Source organism: Pseudoalteromonas arabiensis, from assembly GCF_001550155.1.
Classification (GTDB): domain Bacteria; phylum Pseudomonadota; class Gammaproteobacteria; order Enterobacterales; family Alteromonadaceae; genus Pseudoalteromonas; species Pseudoalteromonas arabiensis.
This window is the reverse complement of record NZ_LRUF01000008.1, coordinates 171,280-189,038: the sequence shown is the minus strand read 5'-3', so window position 1 is coordinate 189,038 and position 17,759 is coordinate 171,280. Positions and strand designations below refer to the sequence as shown.

At 42.0% G+C, this 17,759-nt stretch carries 15 protein-coding genes; 7 read left to right on the top strand and 8 right to left on the bottom strand.

The features are described 5' to 3' along the window. The first annotated feature begins 1 nt into the window (after window position 1). The 5 genes from PAARA_RS03490 (at window position 2) to PAARA_RS03470 (ending at window position 5,863) form a co-directional block, all read left to right on the top strand. The gene (locus tag PAARA_RS03490) at window positions 2–385 is read left to right on the top strand and encodes a RidA family protein (protein ID WP_062567687.1); all 384 of its coding nucleotides are present in this window, start codon (window positions 2–4) and stop codon (window positions 383–385) included. Window positions 386–507: 122 nt separating this feature from the next. Continuing rightward, window positions 508–1,956 (top strand): sodium:solute symporter family protein, encoded by a 1,449-nt coding sequence (locus PAARA_RS03485; protein WP_062567686.1) that lies wholly within the window; start codon window positions 508–510, stop codon window positions 1,954–1,956. Next, complete coding sequence (locus PAARA_RS03480; RefSeq protein WP_062567685.1) at window positions 1,949–2,869, top strand: sugar kinase; 921 nt, start codon at window positions 1,949–1,951, stop codon at window positions 2,867–2,869. Before PAARA_RS03485 ends, PAARA_RS03480 begins: the two co-directional genes overlap by 8 nt. Window positions 2,870–2,872: 3 nt before the next feature. Continuing rightward, window positions 2,873–5,191, top strand: a complete 2,319-nt coding sequence (locus PAARA_RS03475; RefSeq protein ID WP_062567684.1) for a family 20 glycosylhydrolase — start codon at window positions 2,873–2,875, stop codon at window positions 5,189–5,191. A 60-nt stretch (window positions 5,192–5,251) separates the two neighbouring features. Next, window positions 5,252–5,863: a MarC family protein gene (locus PAARA_RS03470; RefSeq protein ID WP_062567683.1), complete on the top strand. Its 612-nt coding sequence runs from the start codon at window positions 5,252–5,254 to the stop codon at window positions 5,861–5,863. Window positions 5,864–5,898: 35 nt separating this feature from the next. Here the strand turns inward: PAARA_RS03470 and PAARA_RS03465 are convergent, their stop codons facing one another. From PAARA_RS03465 to PAARA_RS03435, 7 genes are all read right to left on the bottom strand, one after another. After that, window positions 5,899–6,897, bottom strand: a complete 999-nt coding sequence (locus PAARA_RS03465; protein WP_062567682.1) for a DUF4382 domain-containing protein — start codon at window positions 6,895–6,897, stop codon at window positions 5,899–5,901. Window positions 6,898–7,005: 108 nt separating this feature from the next. Beyond that, window positions 7,006–8,694 carry a methyl-accepting chemotaxis protein gene (locus PAARA_RS03460; protein ID WP_062567681.1) on the bottom strand — a complete coding sequence of 563 codons (1,689 nt, stop codon included), beginning with the start codon at window positions 8,692–8,694 and terminating at the stop codon, window positions 7,006–7,008. A gap of 94 nt (window positions 8,695–8,788) precedes the next feature. Next, window positions 8,789–9,298: a GNAT family N-acetyltransferase gene (locus tag PAARA_RS03455; protein WP_062567680.1), complete on the bottom strand. Its 510-nt coding sequence runs from the start codon at window positions 9,296–9,298 to the stop codon at window positions 8,789–8,791. 3 nt (window positions 9,299–9,301) lie between these two features. After that, complete coding sequence (gene astB, locus PAARA_RS03450; protein WP_062567679.1) at window positions 9,302–10,645, bottom strand: N-succinylarginine dihydrolase; 1,344 nt, start codon at window positions 10,643–10,645, stop codon at window positions 9,302–9,304. A 48-nt stretch (window positions 10,646–10,693) separates the two neighbouring features. Next, window positions 10,694–10,924, bottom strand: a complete 231-nt coding sequence (locus PAARA_RS03445; protein ID WP_062567678.1) for a helix-turn-helix domain-containing protein — start codon at window positions 10,922–10,924, stop codon at window positions 10,694–10,696. A 552-nt stretch (window positions 10,925–11,476) separates the two neighbouring features. Then, window positions 11,477–12,490, bottom strand: a complete 1,014-nt coding sequence (locus PAARA_RS03440) for a zinc-binding alcohol dehydrogenase family protein (RefSeq protein ID WP_062567677.1) — start codon at window positions 12,488–12,490, stop codon at window positions 11,477–11,479. 92 nt (window positions 12,491–12,582) lie between these two features. Further along, on the bottom strand, window positions 12,583–13,014 hold the full coding sequence (locus PAARA_RS03435) for a MarR family winged helix-turn-helix transcriptional regulator (RefSeq protein ID WP_062567676.1): 432 nt from the start codon (window positions 13,012–13,014) through the stop codon (window positions 12,583–12,585). A 123-nt stretch (window positions 13,015–13,137) separates the two neighbouring features. On the opposite strand from PAARA_RS03435, the gene PAARA_RS03430 reads away from it, so the two are divergent. Next, complete coding sequence (locus PAARA_RS03430) at window positions 13,138–13,566, top strand: organic hydroperoxide resistance protein (RefSeq protein ID WP_062567675.1); 429 nt, start codon at window positions 13,138–13,140, stop codon at window positions 13,564–13,566. Between the two features lie 27 nt (window positions 13,567–13,593). On the opposite strand, the gene PAARA_RS03425 is transcribed toward PAARA_RS03430, so the two are convergent. Continuing rightward, window positions 13,594–15,327 (bottom strand): GMC family oxidoreductase, encoded by a 1,734-nt coding sequence (locus PAARA_RS03425; protein ID WP_062567674.1) that lies wholly within the window; start codon window positions 15,325–15,327, stop codon window positions 13,594–13,596. Between the two features lie 274 nt (window positions 15,328–15,601). Here PAARA_RS03425 and PAARA_RS03420 point away from each other — a divergent pair, with 274 nt between their 5' ends. Continuing rightward, window positions 15,602–17,725, top strand: coding sequence for a methyl-accepting chemotaxis protein (locus PAARA_RS03420; RefSeq protein WP_062567673.1), 2,124 nt, complete (start codon window positions 15,602–15,604; stop codon window positions 17,723–17,725). The last annotated feature ends 34 nt before the right edge of the window (window positions 17,726–17,759 follow it).

Genomic DNA, 17,759 nt, shown 5'->3' with positions numbered 1-17,759 from the left:
TATGATTAAACGTATAGGAACAGAGGGCGGTACAGGCACCGGTGGTCAGCATTTACCTTTTGCACGAGCCATCGAAGCTGGGGGCTGGTTGATGGTGTCTGGGCAAACGCCAATGAAAGACGGTGAAGTGGTTGAAGGTGGCATTATCGATCAGTCTCGTTTAGCGATTCAAAACTGCATCGATATTATGGATGAAGCGGGTTATGGCCTTGAACATGTTGCGCATGTCAAAGTGATTTTAACGGATGCGCGTTACTTTCAATCATTTAATAAGGTGTTTAAAGAGTTTTTTGGTGAGCACCCGCCTGCTCGAATTTGTGCCGTCGCAGACCTTGTTGTTGACTGCAAAGTTGAAGTCGATGTGACGTGTTATAAAGCCCCATAAATTAAAAAAGTTCGACAGCTTAGGCTGTTGAACTCATACATAAAAATAATTATAAGCACCAAAGCCATGTAATAAGCATAAAGCAATGATAATAATTTGGCTGAGGTGAAGCAGGATGTTGTATGAAGTGGCAATTACTAATGGCCTTTTTAGGCTACCTGATTTTTATGATCTGGTTTGGCTGGTGGGTAAGTCGTAATAGCAAAACCGGTGACGACTTTTTACTAGGCGGACGAAATCTTCCTTTTATTTTAACCTTGGGTACAACCGTTGCGACTATGGTTGGCACGGGCTCCTCAATGGGGGCAGTTGGCTTTGCTTATAACAATGGCTGGGCAGGGATGATTTATGGGCTTGGTGGAGCATGCGGCATCTTGCTGCTAGCAAAGCTATTTGCACCTGTCAGAAAGCATGAATTTATGACCATGAGCGAAGAGGTTTCTTTTTATGTTGGGGCTGATCCGCTTGTTAAAAATACTATCGCTATATTCATTTTTGTAGCCAGTATTGGCTGGCTTGGTGCCCATATTCTAGGCGGCGGAATGTATTTGGCTTGGTTAACGGGATTATCACCACTGAGTGCTAAATTGTTCATTGCTCTTGGGTTTAGTATTTATGTGGTAATAGGTGGCTATGTTGCCGTTGTGTGGACAGACTCTATTCAAGCTCTAGTATTGTTTATAGGGTTTTTCTTGATGGCGGGTGTTGCGCTCTATCAAGCGGATGGTTTGATGATGATCAACGAAGCACAACCTGTACTGAATCAAAGCTTTTTATCACTCGATAAAATAGGTGTTGTACATGGTATTTCGTTGTTTTTTGCAGTCTTGGTTGGCGTACTCGTTGCACCGTCATTTCGCCAACGGATATATTCTGGCAAGCATGTTCGCAGTATTCGTCAGTCATTTTATTTATCTGGCGGTTTATATCTGCTGTTTGCAATTGTACCTGCCATAATAGGTATGGCTGCATACAAGCTCAACCCAACCCTTGAAAATAGTGCCTTTTCATTTCCTTATATGGCCTTTGAGCTTCTTCCTTTTGGCTTGGCGGCGTTGGTAATAATTGCTGGACTCTCAGCCACTATTTCAAGTGCCAGTTCCGATGCCATTGCGGCGGTAAGTGTATTGATTCGTGATATCTATATGCTGGTATTTAAACGGATGCCACATGCCAGTGAGGTCGTTTTGCTATCACGCATAGGTTTAGTGCTAACAATTGGCACGGCTTTACTTTTGGCGTTACTTACTAACGATGTCATTGGTTACATCACCAATATGATTGCGACATTGATGTCGGGGTTGTGTGTTTGTGTACTGCTTGGGCATTTTTGGCCCCGATTTAATTGGCAGGGCGCTATGACGGCATTATTAGTGTCATTTATTGTGTCAATGGCGGTAATTTTAACGCCAAGTTGGCAAGCTTATTGGAGTAACCCCATTATTCCAGCAACATCTGCATCAATGCTGCTTTGTATTATTGTGACCTTACTTACCCCAAAACAGCGCTGCAGTAGCGAACAAGCATTAGCAATTTTAAATAAGCAAAGAGAGGCGATGCAGCATGATTAATGTGGCCTTTTTTGGCGAAGCAATGCAAGAGCTTGACGGTGATAACAGCATTCGATTTGGTGGCGATGTTTATAATACTGCGGTGTATTTTAAGCGCTTACAATTAAAAAATACGAAGGTAAACTTTGTAACGGCGCTGGGTAGTGATGAAGTAAGTGACGTTGCACGTTGCCTTTGGCAGAAGCAGGGCTTGTCGCTTGACTACTTGCAAATAGCAGCGAATAAAACCCTTGGTAGCTACGGTATAACAACCGATGCAAAAGGAGAGCGTAATTTTAGTTATGAACGTGATGACAGCGCTGCCAAGCAGTATTTTTATTTAGATACACAGCACAGGTTCGTTAATGCCTTGCGCGAAGGAAATATGAGTCATTGTTATTTCTCAGCGATTAGTATAGCTATTTTAGATACACCAAGCCGACAATTATTATTAGATGCATTGCATTCCTTTAAAACGGCAGGCGGCAAAGTGATTTTCGATAGTAATTATCGGTCTGTACTTTGGCAATCAGACGATGCTGCTGGGTACTTTAAAAAAGCATTCCAGCTTGCTGATTATTTGTTTGTTACCGATGATGATCATTATGGGGTGTTTGGTGAATGCACAGAGCAGCAGTTAGTCGCGTTTTACCAACAATGTTCATCTGACCTTGTTGTGATAAAGCAAGGACTGGCAGATACACTGGTGCTTGAGCATGGAACATTGCAACGCTTTCCTGTGACGCCTGTAACACAGGTTATAGATACAACATCAGCTGGAGATGCTTTTAGTGCTGGCTTTTTAGCTGCTTTTTTACCTACGGGATCCATTACATACGCCGTAGAGATTGCTCAGCAATTGGCGAGTCAAGTTATCGTTGCTAAAGGGGCGATAGTCGCAACCAACATTCAATTAGAGCATAGTGAGGGTTAAACCATGTCATTTATTTTACGCGTTGTATTTTGTAGTCTTTGGATACTAAGTGTTGCGCATGCTAAATCATTACCTTTAATGCCGATGCCTGCAAATATCAAAGAGCTTGAAGGCAAGTTTCAATTAGCTCAAGAAAACTTAACTGTCTATATAGCTGAGAAATACCGAGACCCTAGTGAAGGGTTATTTGAGCACGCTGCGTTTATTCAGCAGTTTGCAAAGGTCAATTGGGTAGAAAAAAATAAAGCACAGCTGGTTATCGACGTTGATAACTGGCTACCCGCAGTCCCTACTTTAGGTGTGGATGAAAGTTACCAGTTGAGTATTAGTTCTCAAGGTATTTTACTCAAGAGCGCGACTCAGTTTGGTATGCTCCGAGGATTTAGCACCTTGTCGCAGTTAGTGTTTTCAACAAAGCAGCCTTACTTACTGAGTGCGATCAAAATTGATGATACGCCAGCGTACCCGTGGCGAGGACTACTGTTTGATAGCGTTAGGCACTTTTTACCAATTGCAGATGTAAAGCGTACCCTTAGAGGGCTTGCTTTAGCAAAAATGAATGTATTTCATTGGCACCTCACAGATGATCAAGGCTGGCGTATAGCGCTTAAAAGTTACCCTAAATTACATCAACATGCTTCGGATGGGCTTTATTACACACAGCAGCAGATTAAAGACGTGGTTGGCTATGCCGCACAGTTAGGTATTCGAGTGGTGCCGGAGTTTGATGTGCCAGGGCACGCGAGCAGTATTGTGCTTGCTTACCCTGAGCTCGGCAGTGGGACAACCCCTACGTCGATAGAGCGCCATTGGGGGGTATTTAGACCCTTATTAGACCCTAGTAATCCAAAAGTGTATACATTTGTAGAGGACGTTGTAAAAGAGCTAACGGAGCTATTTCCCGACGCTTATTTACACATCGGTGGTGACGAAGTGGATGCGCGTGACTGGCAAGAAAATAAAAAAATACAAGCGTTTATGGCTGAGCATGACTTACCAGATAGCCACGCATTACATGCTTATTTTAATCAACGTGTTGCTAAAATCTTAGCTAAATATAATCGCAAAATGATTGGTTGGGATGAAGTATTACATCCAACACTACCTAAGCAAACATTAGTGCAGTCTTGGCGTGGTCATCATTCTCTTGCTGCCATTCAAAAGGCAGGGTTTGACGGTTTATTATCCAGTGGTTTTTACATCGATCAGCCACAATGGACAAATTACCATTATCGTAATCACCCTGAGCCTATAAAGCGTGACTCATTAACCGCAAGCAACATTTTAAGCAGCGCACAGTTTACTCTAACACGCCTTAAGGGCAGTGCTGTTACCGGCGACATAAGTGTATTTACAACTGCCAATTCAGAGCTTGCCGCTTTAGTTACGATAACAGGCAAAGGGGCGTTTATAACAAAAAATGTGAAACAACGAGCAGCAGGGTTCGAAGTATTAATTGATACATGGATGGGGCCTACGATGCTGGTTGTTGCGACTAACAAAGTGAGTAACTTACCAGCATTTGTTGGCAATACCCCGTATGACTTACAGACTAAACCTGATGAGAAACCCAGTATTCAAGTGCTTAATCAAACATTACACGATACGCAGCAGGTGAAAAAGTCAGGCGAAGTATTGGGCGGTGAGGCGACAATATGGGCGGAGCTAATCACGACAGACACCATAGATACACGCCTTTGGCCACGCGTTTATGCTATTGCTGAGCGTTTTTGGTCACCCAAGAGTATGACCGATGAGCGAGATATGTATCGCCGTTTAGCGATTATGGATGAATTTGCCATACAACATGGTAGTAAACATAAGGCGCAATTTATTTCTCGTCTTGAAAACGTGTTAGCTGATAATGCCAATCAGGCTAATATCAATACACTACTAACATTTAGTACGTTTATTGAGCCTGCACATTATTATACTTTGCACCATTTAGCCTATTTGCGAAATGAATATCACCATGATGCGCCACTTGATAAGCTTGTTGATGTACTCCCTGTTGAAAGTTTGCAGCTACGTGCGTTTAATTATCAAGTTGAAGACTTTCGACAGCAATGCGCCACAGAGCTAAAAGAAACGTTGCAGTCACAAGTCAGTCGTTGGAGAGAATTTATAACTGACCAGCAAAAGGTTATTGAATCAATTCCTGAGTGGCAGCAGGTTTACAAGCAAATAGAGGCATCTTTTAACACGAGTGATGTTCAACCTATTGCGAATAATAATGGCACTATTGCTCATGTTATCGCTTCATTGAATCATTACAAAGAAGCAAGCAACCATTGCGAAAGTATGAAAAAGAGTCACTTTTGATATTTATCCCCATGCTTTATTGCTAATCTAAGAGCACAGCTTTTAAATGTTAAGGTGTGTATGTTAGATAAAGTACTGCATGATTTTTTAGTTATTTGGGCCACAATTGACCCAATAGGCACGATGGCACTGTTTGCTGCTCTAACGGCAAAATTACCTGCTAAAAAGCGGCGCAAAACAGCCTTTAAAACGGTGGGATATGCAGCCATTGTACTTATAGGCGCCATAGTTATTGGTCAGTTACTATTGAGTGCAATGGGCATTAGCTTGTTATCATTTCAGGTTGCTGGTGGCATCATTTTATTTTTATTTGGCCTGCAAATGATATTTGCTGATGATTCTTCACAGGGGGATATTGAACCGCAACATGATATTTCCGTTTTTCCTTTAGCTATCCCAGCAACGGCTTCACCTGGAGCAATATTGGCAGTTATCTTAATAACGGATAACCATATATACACCATAAAAGAGCAAGTTATAACGGCTCTAAATATGCTAGGGGTGTTGTTAATAACACTTGTGTTGTTATTACTCAGTGGTCGCATTTTAAAATTAATAGGCACTGGCGGTGCGTCAATTCTAACACGTATTATGGGGTTGATTTTGGCCGCTTTGTCTGTTGAATTTGTAATGGAAGCATTGGGTGTAGCTAAGTGGATAGCAAGTAATTAAGCCCGCATAGCGGGCTTAATTTGCAAGCTGTAATATTATTCAGATACAGTGAATGAAACCTCTAAGTCGTCGCCAGAAGTGACTGTTACAGGTTTAACCTGATAAAGAGTGAAAGCCTCGTCTTGCGCTTCTGCATCATCAATATGTGCTGCACATGTGTATGCTAATTGATAATCACCAGGTTGTACGAATGCAAGCTCAAACTCAAATTGATTGTCATCACTATCGAATACCACATCAGCTGTTGCAAGCGGGGCATCAGCAGGGGTCTCATCTTCATTGACTTCGTAGTTATCCATTGGAACTTCTACGTCACTGCTGTATAGGTAAACAGCATGGCCAAACGAGCCATCTTCAAGAGCGATATCGATGTTATCTGTTTCGCAGTTAGCGATTAATACGTCGCTTACTGTACCTTCAATATCTTCAGATTCAGCAAGGTTTTCTAGACGTACACCACGAGGTTTTAAGAAAATCTCGTCACTATTTTGTGGATCAACCAATGACTTTTTAAGATCAAATTCCATTACAAAATCGTTACCAGCTTGGTTAAGTGTAAAACCATCTAGCTGGATTTCGCCTACACCATCGTTGCCTTTGCGTTTTACAACCAGTGGCGCGATGCTGTCATCTTCATATACAACATGTGAAGTCATCGTTAGGTTATTGCTGTCACCATTGATTACATCAGCACGGATCCATTGATAGTCGCCAGCGGGTACTTCTTCATCATCAAGTAGTGAGAAAACATCATCGCCAGTGTAATCGAGTAAGTTAACCATCTCTGGTAGTGTGTCATCACTGTCTTCACGAGTCTCAAATGTAAACTCTTCACCGCCTTGGCTTCTCAGTGTGATTGAATCAAAGACAACGTTAACCGCTTTTAAACCTGTTACAGGCGCATCCGATACACCTAGTGTGAACTGAGCTGTTTGTGGTGTTGGATCTGGCGTGTCGTTATCGTCGCTATCTGAGCCACAACCTACAAGTGCAAATAAAATGGCGCTGCTTAATAAAGTTGTTTTGAAGTTCATGATTGATCCCTTTTTGTGTTCTAAATGTTGCATTAAGTGTAATGAATTAAACTTAATGCAACTTGAACTTCAGAAAAATAACTTTTTAGCTGAAAAGTGCGACCTAACCTAAGCCTTATAACGGCTAACGTTCTGCTCCAATTGCGTAGCTGTATCAGTAAGCTCGTGCATATAAGAGGTTGCTACATCAGTATCACTGGCCGTCTTATTTGCAATTTCAACAATAGTTGTCATGTTTTGGTTTATCGCTTCAGAGACCGATGTTTGCTCTTCAGCTGCGGTGGCTATCTGTGCATTTTGTGATGTAATCGTGTTAACTGAGTGCAACACTTCATTTAAAGCTTTTTCTACTTCACTTGCTTCAGAAACACTGGTTGCGCTACCACTCTTAATTGCCTGCATTATACTTGTAACCGTTGTTGTACCTTGCTGAACTTGTTCAATCATGCTTTCAATTTCATGGGTACTGTCTTGGGTGCGTTTTGCGAGCGTACGAACTTCATCAGCTACTACTGCAAAGCCACGACCAGCTTCGCCTGCGCGTGCTGATTCAATTGCTGCATTGAGTGCTAATAGATTTGTTTGCTCAGCAATATTTCTGATTACATCAAGCACACTGCCTATTTGACTTGATTGTTGATTGAGCTGGTCAACCGCATTCGCCCCTTCGTCGACTTGTTTAGCAAGTCCGTTGATCACTTTTATGGCAATAAGAAGCTGATTATTAGCTTGTTTTACCAGATGGTCGGCATGTTCAGCCGCGGTCGATGCTTCTTGTGCGCTCCGTGCAACTTCCATTGACGCCGCTGACATTTCGTTTATAGCGGTTGCAACTTGCTCACTTTCTTCATGTTGACGATTAATACCTGTATGCATATTAGCAAGTAGCTCATTGAGCTTGAGTGAGGCGTGATTCATTGATTGTGATGATTGGCGGATATCGATGACCATTTTGCCAACATCATCGGCAAAGCGATTGAATGAACTCCCAAGCTGGCCAAGCTCATCAGTTCTTTTTTCCATGAGTCGTCGAGTGAGGTCACCATCACCCTGAGATATATCATTCATGGCAAGTACAGTTGTATGTAACGGACTTGTGATACTGCGAGATACTACAACGGCAATTGCGGCTGTTACAGCAACAGCAAGAATAGAGGCGATAATGGTATTTACAAATGCATTATCAATCGCGTCATTAACTCTTGTTTCTGTGCTGGCAACTTGTTGCTCAAGGCCGCTTATCCAAAATCCGGTACCTAGCACCCAGTTCCATTTTGGGATGAGTGCGGCGTAGCCAAGTTTAGGACTAACAACACCTTGGGTATTTTTCCATGCATACTCGACAAAGCCACCTCCTTCTTTGGCTGATGAAATGAGCTCTCGAATTAAATAAACCCCATTGGGATCTTTAAAGTCATATAAGTTTTTGCCTTCTAATGATGCGTTTACACCATGGGCAACACTGACACCTTGCAGATCATACACAAACACATACCCAGTATCGCCTGCGTCATCAAAGCGTAAGTTTCTAAGAATATCTTTAGCCTGAGCTTGTAATTGTTGAGTATTTGTACCGTTATCCTGCGCTACTAAGTGAGAGATAGAGCTCATGGCAATTTTTTGGTAATTACTCACTTCTGCTTTGCGATCATTTTTCATTTGTGAAGCAAAGCTTTCCACTGTTTGAGCACCACTATTTTTTGACTGCACATAGTTATAAATAGTGAGCATAATCGCAATGAGTAAAGGTGGAAGAAGGGCAAGAAGCAGTACCCTTTGCTGAATTGATAGCGCCATTAATTTCTCCTTATATAATTCTTACTACTAGTGTAGTGGGTTTATAAAATTTTATAAGTCGACTTTATGGCTATATTCACCTGAATTGGCTAAATTAAACGACCTGTTTGTAAAAATACACAGTCGCATCAAACTCCCCTGTTGAACTTTTAGCAAACCCAGGAATTGTGCCTGCTTCTATGTAGCTTAGTTTTCGATATAGATGTGATGCAGTATCGCCAAGTCGTGTGTCTAGAACAAGCAAAGCTAGACCTAACACCTGTGCATCTGTTTCAAGGCTATTCATAAGTTTTTTTGCAATTCCTTTGCCTTGGTAATCACTATGTACCATCAGCTTTTCAACCTCACCTCGATGGCTGCCATTCGCCTTAGCGCATAAAGAAAGTTGCACAGAGCCAATTACATCTTCACCATCGAAAGCAAGGTATAAACGACGATAGGGAGTGGCTAAATCGGCATCGACTGCTTGCCAATAGTCATGTGCCGACTGTAATGATAACGGGGCTATAAAGCCAATTGATGCGCCATTGGCGACGCTATCAATCAGCAATGCGTTAAGTGATTTAGACACACCTTTAATAGAATGTACTGCTTTAATTTTCATTATTTATTCTTGTTGGAATGGATAAACAGAGCCTAAGTTAAGTAAGCTGGTTAGCTCATCAAGTGCCTGATAGCTTTCGGTTAAAAGCAATGGATCGGCAAAGTCGTCACTACTTAAAGAGTCACGGTAATGCTTATTTGCCCAACTTACTAATTGGTTATATTTTTCTTCACTGAATCTTACTCCTGGATTGACTGCTGCCAATTCATCAGTATTGAGCGCAACACGTAGGCGCAAACAAGCAGGGCCACCGCCATTTTGCATACTTTGGCGTAAGTCAAAAAAGCGCACTTGTTGAACTGGGTTATTTGCCACAATCATTTCTTGAATGTAATCGTGAACGGCTTGATTGCGCTCACACTCTTTAGGTGCAACCAGCATCATGCTGTTATCACTTAAGGTAATTAATTGGCTATTAAATAAATAGCTACCTACGGCATCTGTAATGCTTACTTTATTGGTCGGCACTTCAATAATATGCAGCGGCTTGTTACCAAGGTAGGCGTGTTTAATTTGTTTTAGCGTTTCAGCCTGATTCAAAAAGGCTTGTTCATGGCATAAAATTACATTGCCATTGGCTACTGCAATCACGTCGTTATGAAACACGCCTTGGTCTATTACATCAGGGTTTTGTTGAATAAATAACTGATTTTCAGGCTTTAGTTGATGTAAGCGGGCAATGGCTTGTGATGCTTCAAGTGACTGTCTTGCAGGAAATTTAACGGGTTTTGGTAGGGCGCTATTAAAGCTACTGGCCCCATACACAAAAATCTCAAGCCCTGTATCTGCATGGCTGTCGCATAATCGATTATGGTTTGCAGCACCTTCATCACCAAAAAAGCCCTGATCAGGCAAGTGTGTGTGATGGCTAAAGTAACGCTCATCGTTAAACATGGCTTTTAACAACGCGGATGTTGTTACTGGCTCTAACGAACGATGAAACTTATTATTTAAGTTTGCAGCCGTAAAATGCACTTTGCCATCAAGGGTATCGACTGAAGGCGAGATAGTGCCAGCATTGGCTGTCCACATGGCCGATGCACTGTAGCAAGCGCGTAGCAAAACTGGGTCGGCTTTAAATGCTTTTTCAATAATTTGGCTATCAGTGCCTGTAAAACCTAAGCGTTTTAGCACGTTAATGTCGGGGCGAGCATGAGGTGCAAAAATACCTTGTTCTAGCCCTAATTCGTGCATCGCCTTCATTTTTTCAAGGCCTTGTAGCACTGCCTCTTTTGGGTTTGAATGCGAAGAGGCGTGACTTAGCGAAGCAACATTGCCATACGATAATCCCGCGTAATTATGGGTAGGCCCCACTAAGCCATCAAAGTTTACTTCTACTGCGTGCATACTTAATCCGTCATTGTTGTGCGTGTATTTTAACCATACAGAAGTTATTTAGCTGAAGCTAGCTAACTCCATTTCTACATTACGTAGGTTTTGCTTAAGACGCTTCTGAGTGGCAATTAAATATGCCTTTTGCTTGTTTAGCTTGGTCTGTTGCTGCCTTACTGCTTTGTAAATAGCTCTTTTAGGGATGTCGTATTGTTCTGCTGCCTCGGTGATTGTAAGTTGATGTACAGAAACCTTTTGTAATGCTTCGATAAAAGTCGGATCATTATTTAACATAGCGACGCTCCAAATCAGCAACATTATGCGGATCGTGAGCCTCATGAATATGCCATGTGCTGATGTCTAATCGCCAAAGTAGATAAAGAGTGTGAAAGAAGTGAGTCACGTTAGTCTCCTTGTTAGTGCCTGTTCATACTCACTATTGGAAGATCTGTGCCAAACTGTTTTATGATTTAAATTTGTTTTAAATCAATATGTTGTGATTTTTATTGTTATAAGTAACTTTTCCAAGCACTAAAATAGGGAAATAAGTTTTATTCTGTGCACTTTAATGATGCGTGTATGAAAGACCTATCCTGTTATCGTTAATGAATGAGAATAAAACGCGATGTGAAATCGCTGCTACATACTCGCGCCTCCTAGGAATGACTTTAGTCATGAATTATTAACTACCACACAAAGGTAAAACCCCTGGACGAAGGCGTGAAACTTGTTTCGCGCGCCAAGCAAGCGTGACGCCTAGAGGTCGTCCTGGGTGCGGTAGGGAAGAAACGAGGGCAAAACGCGATGTGAAATCGCCGCTAGATGCTTGCGCCACCTACATGCTTGTTACTCAAACCCTTCTAATACAAGCTTTCCACGAGCCTTGTGAGACTCTAATATCCCATGGGCTTTAATAAGGTTTGCTACGTTTATCTTACCTAAATGCTCACCCAATGTTGTTTTGATAGTGCCGTTATCAACAAGGGTAGCAAGTTCTGATAAAAGCTGATGTTGGGCAATCATATCATCGGTTTGGTACATTGAGCGGGTATACATAAACTCCCAATGCAGGGAAATACTTTTACGCTTTAACTTTAAAATATCAAAGCTTGCAGGGTCGTCTATAAGTGCCAATTTACCTTGTGGCTTGATCACTTCCATAATGCTATCAAGGTGTTGGTCGGTGTGCGTTAAGCTCACTACGTAATCAAATTCATTCAGGTCGGCTGCAAGGCGTTGCTGATTAAGGTTTTTGCTATGATCAAGCACATGATCAACGCCTAAATCTTTAAGCCAGTTGGCGCTTTCTTCTCGTGCGGCGGTACCAACAACGGTTAAATTGGTAAGCTGTTTGGCAAGTTGCACTAAAATTGAGCCCACGCCACCTGCGGCACCTATCACTAATACTGAAGCTGGCTTATTATTCTTAGACTTTTCAATCTGTAAGCGGTCAAACAGTAACTCCCACGCTGTAATACTGGTTAATGGCAGGGCGGCTGCTTCACTATTACTAAGGCTTGTTGGTGCAAGACCGACAATGCGCTCATCAACAAGTTGCAGTTCAGCATTGCTGCCTTGGCGCGTTAAGTCGCCAGCATAAAACACACGGTCATCGACATTAAATAACGAAACTTTGTCGCCAACAGCTTTAACCGTCCCCACGGCATCCCAGCCAATAACCTTGTAGCCACAATCTGGTGATACGTTAGCGCGAATTTTAGTATCAACAGGGTTTACTGAAATTGCTTCTACGGCTACAAGAATGTCGTGACCTGTGGCAACAGGATCAGGTAATTCAATCGCTTGTAATGAAGAGTCTGATAACGTTGGGGTTGCTGTAGTGTATCCAAATGCTTTCATATGGTGTCCGTATTGATGAGTTTTGAACACTATAGCGCATCTAGTTTTATTAAAAAGCGGTGTAATCCAAATTCACTTTCAAATAATTTTTGTTAATTAAGGTCACTATTTACTAAATCGAGTAACTCAATCAGTTGCAACGCTTGTGGTTCGCTCACGCTTGGGAAGCGACAACGAATTTGCGACGGTATATCGGCAGCTTGATCTTGCATCGCCTTGCCTTTGGCTTCGAGCTGCACGAGTCGTTTGCGTTTATCTTGGCTATCTTTGGTGATCGATAACAATGCTTTATCGCTCATTTTTTTCAAAATTTGCGTCATCGCACCGCCATCAATGGCAGTTTTTTCAAGTAATTCAGCAATGCTGATCTGATCTTTTTCCCACAGCGCCATCATCACTACGTATTGCGGGTAGGTTAAATCTAATTGATTAAGAGAATCTCGATACGCACGGGCAATCCCATTCGATGCCATATATAAGCGGTGGCATAGCTGGTTATCTAATTTTAGTTGTGGGTATTTCATACTCGATCCTCAAAATTCAATACGAGTATTTTAATTTGCATACAAAGTATTTGCAATCCCGGAAAAGCTGTTCTAATATATTTTGCATGCAAAATATATTTTCACTCAATTAGGAGAGTAATCATGAAAGAACTACAAAGCGTCGCATACACAGCAAAAGCAACAGCAACAGGTGGCCGTGAAGGCACAGCAAAATCAGATGATGGTCGTTTAGATGTGGCACTATCAACACCAAAAGGGCTAGGTGGTGATGATGGTCAAGGTACTAACCCTGAGCAGTTATTTGCAGCGGGTTACGCAGCTTGTTTCATCGGCGCATTAAAATTAGTGGCTGGCCAAGCAAAAATTAAATTACCAGCAGATACTCACATTAACTCTGAAGTATCAATTGGTCCTATCGAAGGTGGTTTTGGTATTGCTGTTAAGCTTGCGGTATCAGTGGGTGATCTTGATAAAGACACCGCTCTTACACTTGTTAATAAAGCGCACGAAGTATGCCCATACTCAAACGCAACGCGTGGTAACATTGCTGTAGAACTCTCAGTGATCTAATTGCTATTTATCAAAATAGGCCGTGCTTTATGCACGGTTTTTTTGTTTTTCAGCAATCGATTTTGCTAAATCACCTGAACCAGTAAGTGCTGATACTAGGCCTTCACGTGGTTTACTAAATTCTATTGGCTTAATCTTACTTGCTCTTGTTTCATCGAATACGGGTATTTGGCTCATCGCGTACTCAGACAATGCGGTAATGGTTAATGATGGGTTTACCCCTAAATTACCTGGTATGATTGAGCCGTCGATAACACGTAGGTTTTGATACCCAAAGACTTCACCAGAGCTATCAACGACGCCGTTAGAAGCATCAGTACCCATGGCGACGCCACTCATTATATGCGCCGTCATCGGGACACCAAAGAGCACTTCAGTTAAGGCTGAACCTGGTACACCACCGAGTTTTTCGGCGTAAAGTTTGGTTGCTTCTTCTGCTTTTGGAAAGCTAACGCTAAGCGGCGTGTCATTTTCTTTTTGCACGGCAGTAATGCCGTTTTTAAATAAGCGATACCATTTACGTCGCCATTCAAGGTGAATAAACGCCTCTGATTTTTGCATCACTAAAAATACAATTGAGCTGCGGGCTTTGCCTTTTGAGCGTAATACTTTGGCCGTTTTTATTGGATGGCGAAGTGTATTAACTAAAAACTTAGCAATACGCTTGAGGCCTTTTCCTGTCACCATGGGAACGTAAGGTAAATAAAGCCACGTGCCATCAGCACCTTCTCGAAACCGACAAATTTCGATGTTGGTGTCTTTATCGGCCGAAATAAATGAGCTGATCGCAACACCGTCATCAACTTTTTTAGTGGTGTTGTTCACTGTGGTAAGTGTTTCAGAATTAGTGCGAATTTGCTGACCAAGCCATGGCGAAATGTTGGGTAGTGTTTTATCTTTATCGCGCATTTTTAAAAGCAAAGGAACAGTGCCCATCACCCCAGCACTTAGCACAACGCCTCGTGTTGTTAGCGTATAAATATGGCTATTGCGATGGCTGGTATCTTTAATCTTAATTTTGTATCCGGCGCTGCCATCTGCATTGAGCGGGGTGATTTTTATTACTTCAGAGCTAGCTCTTATCTCTACGCCATTGCGCTCGGCAAAGTAAAGATAGTTTTTCATGAGGGTATTTTTGGCATTATGGCGACAACCTGTCATACAGCTACCACAGTAATGACAGGTATTTCGCCTTGGACCATCGCCATTAAAGTAAGGGTCTGGTAGCTCTTTGTTATAGGCTTCGCCAGGTTTTGCAAAAAGCACCCCAGTGTTCACGGTTTTGAATGAGTCACCTTGACCCATCTGCTCAGCAATATCTTTAAGCGTGTCATCCGCAACATTAGTGTAGGTATTTTTGGCGCTGCCTAACATTCGCTGTGCAAGACCATAGTAGGGCATTAGGCTTTCTTTCCAGTCTGGCTTTATCCGCGTCCACGCTGGAGATTGAAAGACCTCATCATCAGGAATAAGGTGCACATTAGCATAAATTTGTGAGCCACCGCCGACACCTACGCCATGCAGCACAGTCACTTTGCTGGTAAGTGAAAGTTGAATGCAGCCTCTTAGACCAATTTCAGGCTGCCACATATAGTTTTTTATATCTAGGTTGGTCTTTGGAAACGCTTTATCTTCGCGGCGCAGGCCTTTTTCGAGTACTAAAACTCGGTTACCTTTCTCGTTTAGACGTAGCGCACTGACAGAACCGCCAAATCCAGAGCCTATGATAATTTGATCAAAATCAAATGTGTGTTGCTGCATTATTGTCACCTGTAGGTGTTTATTATTATGAGCTTATTTAAAAAGATTTCTGGATAAAGATAGAACGTAATTTGAAAAAGTTAAATAACCATCTAAATACAGCTGATTAATTGTTATAAGGAGTGTTGGCAGCCAACATAGCAAAGCAGTTACAGTTAATTCGTTTAGATGGGGTTATGAGCCTTAAATTCACACTTTTTTTCTATTCGTCTCTCTGTTGTCATGCAAATGGTCTAAACTATTAGCAAACCAACAATAAAAATGGGAAAAATCAATGCGGCAGTTAGCATTAGCAAAGAAATTATTATGGCTTACCGTTGGCAGTATTTTTATTACTGTGTTTGTTCTATCGAGTGTTTTATGGTGGCAGTTATCAAGCAGTAACCAACAGCTATCTGCGCAATCTGAAAAGCTGATTGTTGCTGAGGTTGAAGATAAACTTGCCTCTAATGCAGCAGCCTATGGTGAGCAAGTTGCTGGGTTTATTAATGAAGCGTATCGTGTGCCATACTCTTATGCTGCGATGTTGGGTGATGAAAAAGCCGCGAGTACTCTAACGCGTGAAGCTGTTGTGGAGTTAAACCGCTCATTGCTTGAAAAAAACACCTTACTGTCGTCTATTTATACTCAATTTGAGCGCAATGGGTTTGATAACCGCGATGCAAATTTTATCAGCGGTTATGATCACTCAGTTGCAGGGGCGGGGACGCTTGAAATTTATTTTACCCGTAATCGTGATGGTACTATTGAACAGCAAGTTGTTGAAGATGTTAAAGAAAAATACGTAGACACACTCAATGAATTTGGTCAACGAGAAGCTGAATGGTACCTGTGTGTGAAAGACACGAAAGTCCCTTGCATTATGGAGCCGTATCTTTATGAAATTTCGCCTGGGTATTCAGAAATGATGACCTCTTTAACAGTTCCAATTCTTAGAGGTGAAAAGTTTATAGGCGTTGCAGGTGTTGATTTAACCCTTCCTGTTTTCCAAAAAATGACAGAAAAGTTGTCAAAAGAGCTTTATAACGGCAAAGCCCGGGTTACTTTATTAAGCTCGCTTGATTTAGTCGTTGGCAGTAGTCATTACAAAGATAAACTTGGCAGACCTCTTAAAGAAGCGGTGCCAAAAAATATGCTTGAAAACTACAATAAGTTAAAAAAGCAAAGTGGTATTTTTAAGGTGGGCGCAGAGTATTTAGTTAATTATCCAATCACCATTAAGCTTGCAAACACACAGTGGAATTTATTAATAGAGGTGCCGGCAGAACTTGCCCTTGAAGGTCCGCAAGCTCTTGCGAATACGATGAGTGAAAATGCAAATACGTTAGGCGGTTTAATACTGGTTACAGGACTAATCATTGCTGGTGCCGCATTTTTGATTATGCTGCTGGTAATACGAACGATTGTTGCACCATTGCAACAAATTCAGCAACGGGTCGATAATCTTGCCAGTGCTGAAGGTGACTTAACGCAGACTTTGCATGTTGAGACCCACGAAGAGCTTATTGCTTTGGCTACAGGTTTTAATGCGTTTCTTGCCAAACTACGAACACTGATTAGCGAGCTAAAAAACGTATCAACTCAAACAAAGCAACAGGCAGAGCTTGCCACCAGTGTTGCCGTTGATACCAAACACAATGTTCAAGCTCAGTTCCAAGAAATTGAGAGCGTAGTAACTGCAATGAATGAGATGAGTGCGACTGCACTGGAAGTAGCGAGAGCTTCAGAGCAGTCAGCTCAACAAGCTGATGAAATTAACGGGTTAGTGGTCAGCAGTGAGTCAAGCTTATCGTCTGCGGTTACACAAGTTAAAACAATGTCGAGCGAGATAAAAGAAGCTAATCAAGCCGTCGAGAAAGTAGCGGCGCGAAGTAACGATATTACACAAATTCTAGACGTGATCAGAACAATTGCAGAGCAAACTAACTTGCTTGCGCTTAATGCAGCAATTGAAGCGGCAAGGGCAGGGGAGCAAGGCCGTGGTTTTGCTGTGGTTGCCGATGAGGTAAGGGCGCTTGCGTCTAAAACACGCGCTTCAACGGATGATATCAGTGGTCTTATCGACAGCTTGCAGCTTGAAGTGGGCAATGCCTCTAAAGTTATTGAGCAAGGGGTTGTGAGAGCTCAAACAGCGGTGGATGAAACCTCGGTCGCTTTTGATGCGCTGCATGAAGTTGTGGTAAAAGTTGATGAAATTACACAACAAATTACCCATATAGCAACGGCAGCAGAAGAGCAAAGCTCAGTTACGGAAGAGATAAATCGTAATCTTACCTTAATTTCAGATGCCGCATCGCAATTAGCCGAGCTATCAACACAAGCTGGAGATGGTAGTCAAACGCTTAATGCACTCGTTGCACAGCAAGATGATGAATTGAATAAGTTGAAAACCAAATAGGTGTTAAATTAGGTATTAAATGCAGGCGTGAAAC

Excerpts from the sequence above, each read along its gene's own strand:
- PAARA_RS03490 (WP_062567687.1), top strand. The coding sequence starts at position 2 with ATGATTAAACGTATAGGAACAGAGGGCGGTACAGGCACCGGTGGTCAG.
- PAARA_RS03485 (WP_062567686.1), top strand. The coding sequence starts at position 508 with ATGAAGTGGCAATTACTAATGGCCTTTTTAGGCTACCTGATTTTTATG.
- PAARA_RS03480 (WP_062567685.1), top strand. The coding sequence starts at position 1,949 with ATGATTAATGTGGCCTTTTTTGGCGAAGCAATGCAAGAGCTTGACGGT.
- PAARA_RS03475 (WP_062567684.1), top strand. The coding sequence starts at position 2,873 with ATGTCATTTATTTTACGCGTTGTATTTTGTAGTCTTTGGATACTAAGT.
- PAARA_RS03470 (WP_062567683.1), top strand. The coding sequence starts at position 5,252 with ATGTTAGATAAAGTACTGCATGATTTTTTAGTTATTTGGGCCACAATT.
- PAARA_RS03465 (WP_062567682.1), bottom strand. The coding sequence starts at position 6,897 with ATGAACTTCAAAACAACTTTATTAAGCAGCGCCATTTTATTTGCACTT.
- PAARA_RS03460 (WP_062567681.1), bottom strand. The coding sequence starts at position 8,694 with ATGGCGCTATCAATTCAGCAAAGGGTACTGCTTCTTGCCCTTCTTCCA.
- PAARA_RS03455 (WP_062567680.1), bottom strand. The coding sequence starts at position 9,298 with ATGAAAATTAAAGCAGTACATTCTATTAAAGGTGTGTCTAAATCACTT.
- astB (WP_062567679.1), bottom strand. The coding sequence starts at position 10,645 with ATGCACGCAGTAGAAGTAAACTTTGATGGCTTAGTGGGGCCTACCCAT.
- PAARA_RS03445 (WP_062567678.1), bottom strand. The coding sequence starts at position 10,924 with ATGTTAAATAATGATCCGACTTTTATCGAAGCATTACAAAAGGTTTCT.
- PAARA_RS03440 (WP_062567677.1), bottom strand. The coding sequence starts at position 12,490 with ATGAAAGCATTTGGATACACTACAGCAACCCCAACGTTATCAGACTCT.
- PAARA_RS03435 (WP_062567676.1), bottom strand. The coding sequence starts at position 13,014 with ATGAAATACCCACAACTAAAATTAGATAACCAGCTATGCCACCGCTTA.
- PAARA_RS03430 (WP_062567675.1), top strand. The coding sequence starts at position 13,138 with ATGAAAGAACTACAAAGCGTCGCATACACAGCAAAAGCAACAGCAACA.
- PAARA_RS03425 (WP_062567674.1), bottom strand. The coding sequence starts at position 15,327 with ATGCAGCAACACACATTTGATTTTGATCAAATTATCATAGGCTCTGGA.
- PAARA_RS03420 (WP_062567673.1), top strand. The coding sequence starts at position 15,602 with ATGCGGCAGTTAGCATTAGCAAAGAAATTATTATGGCTTACCGTTGGC.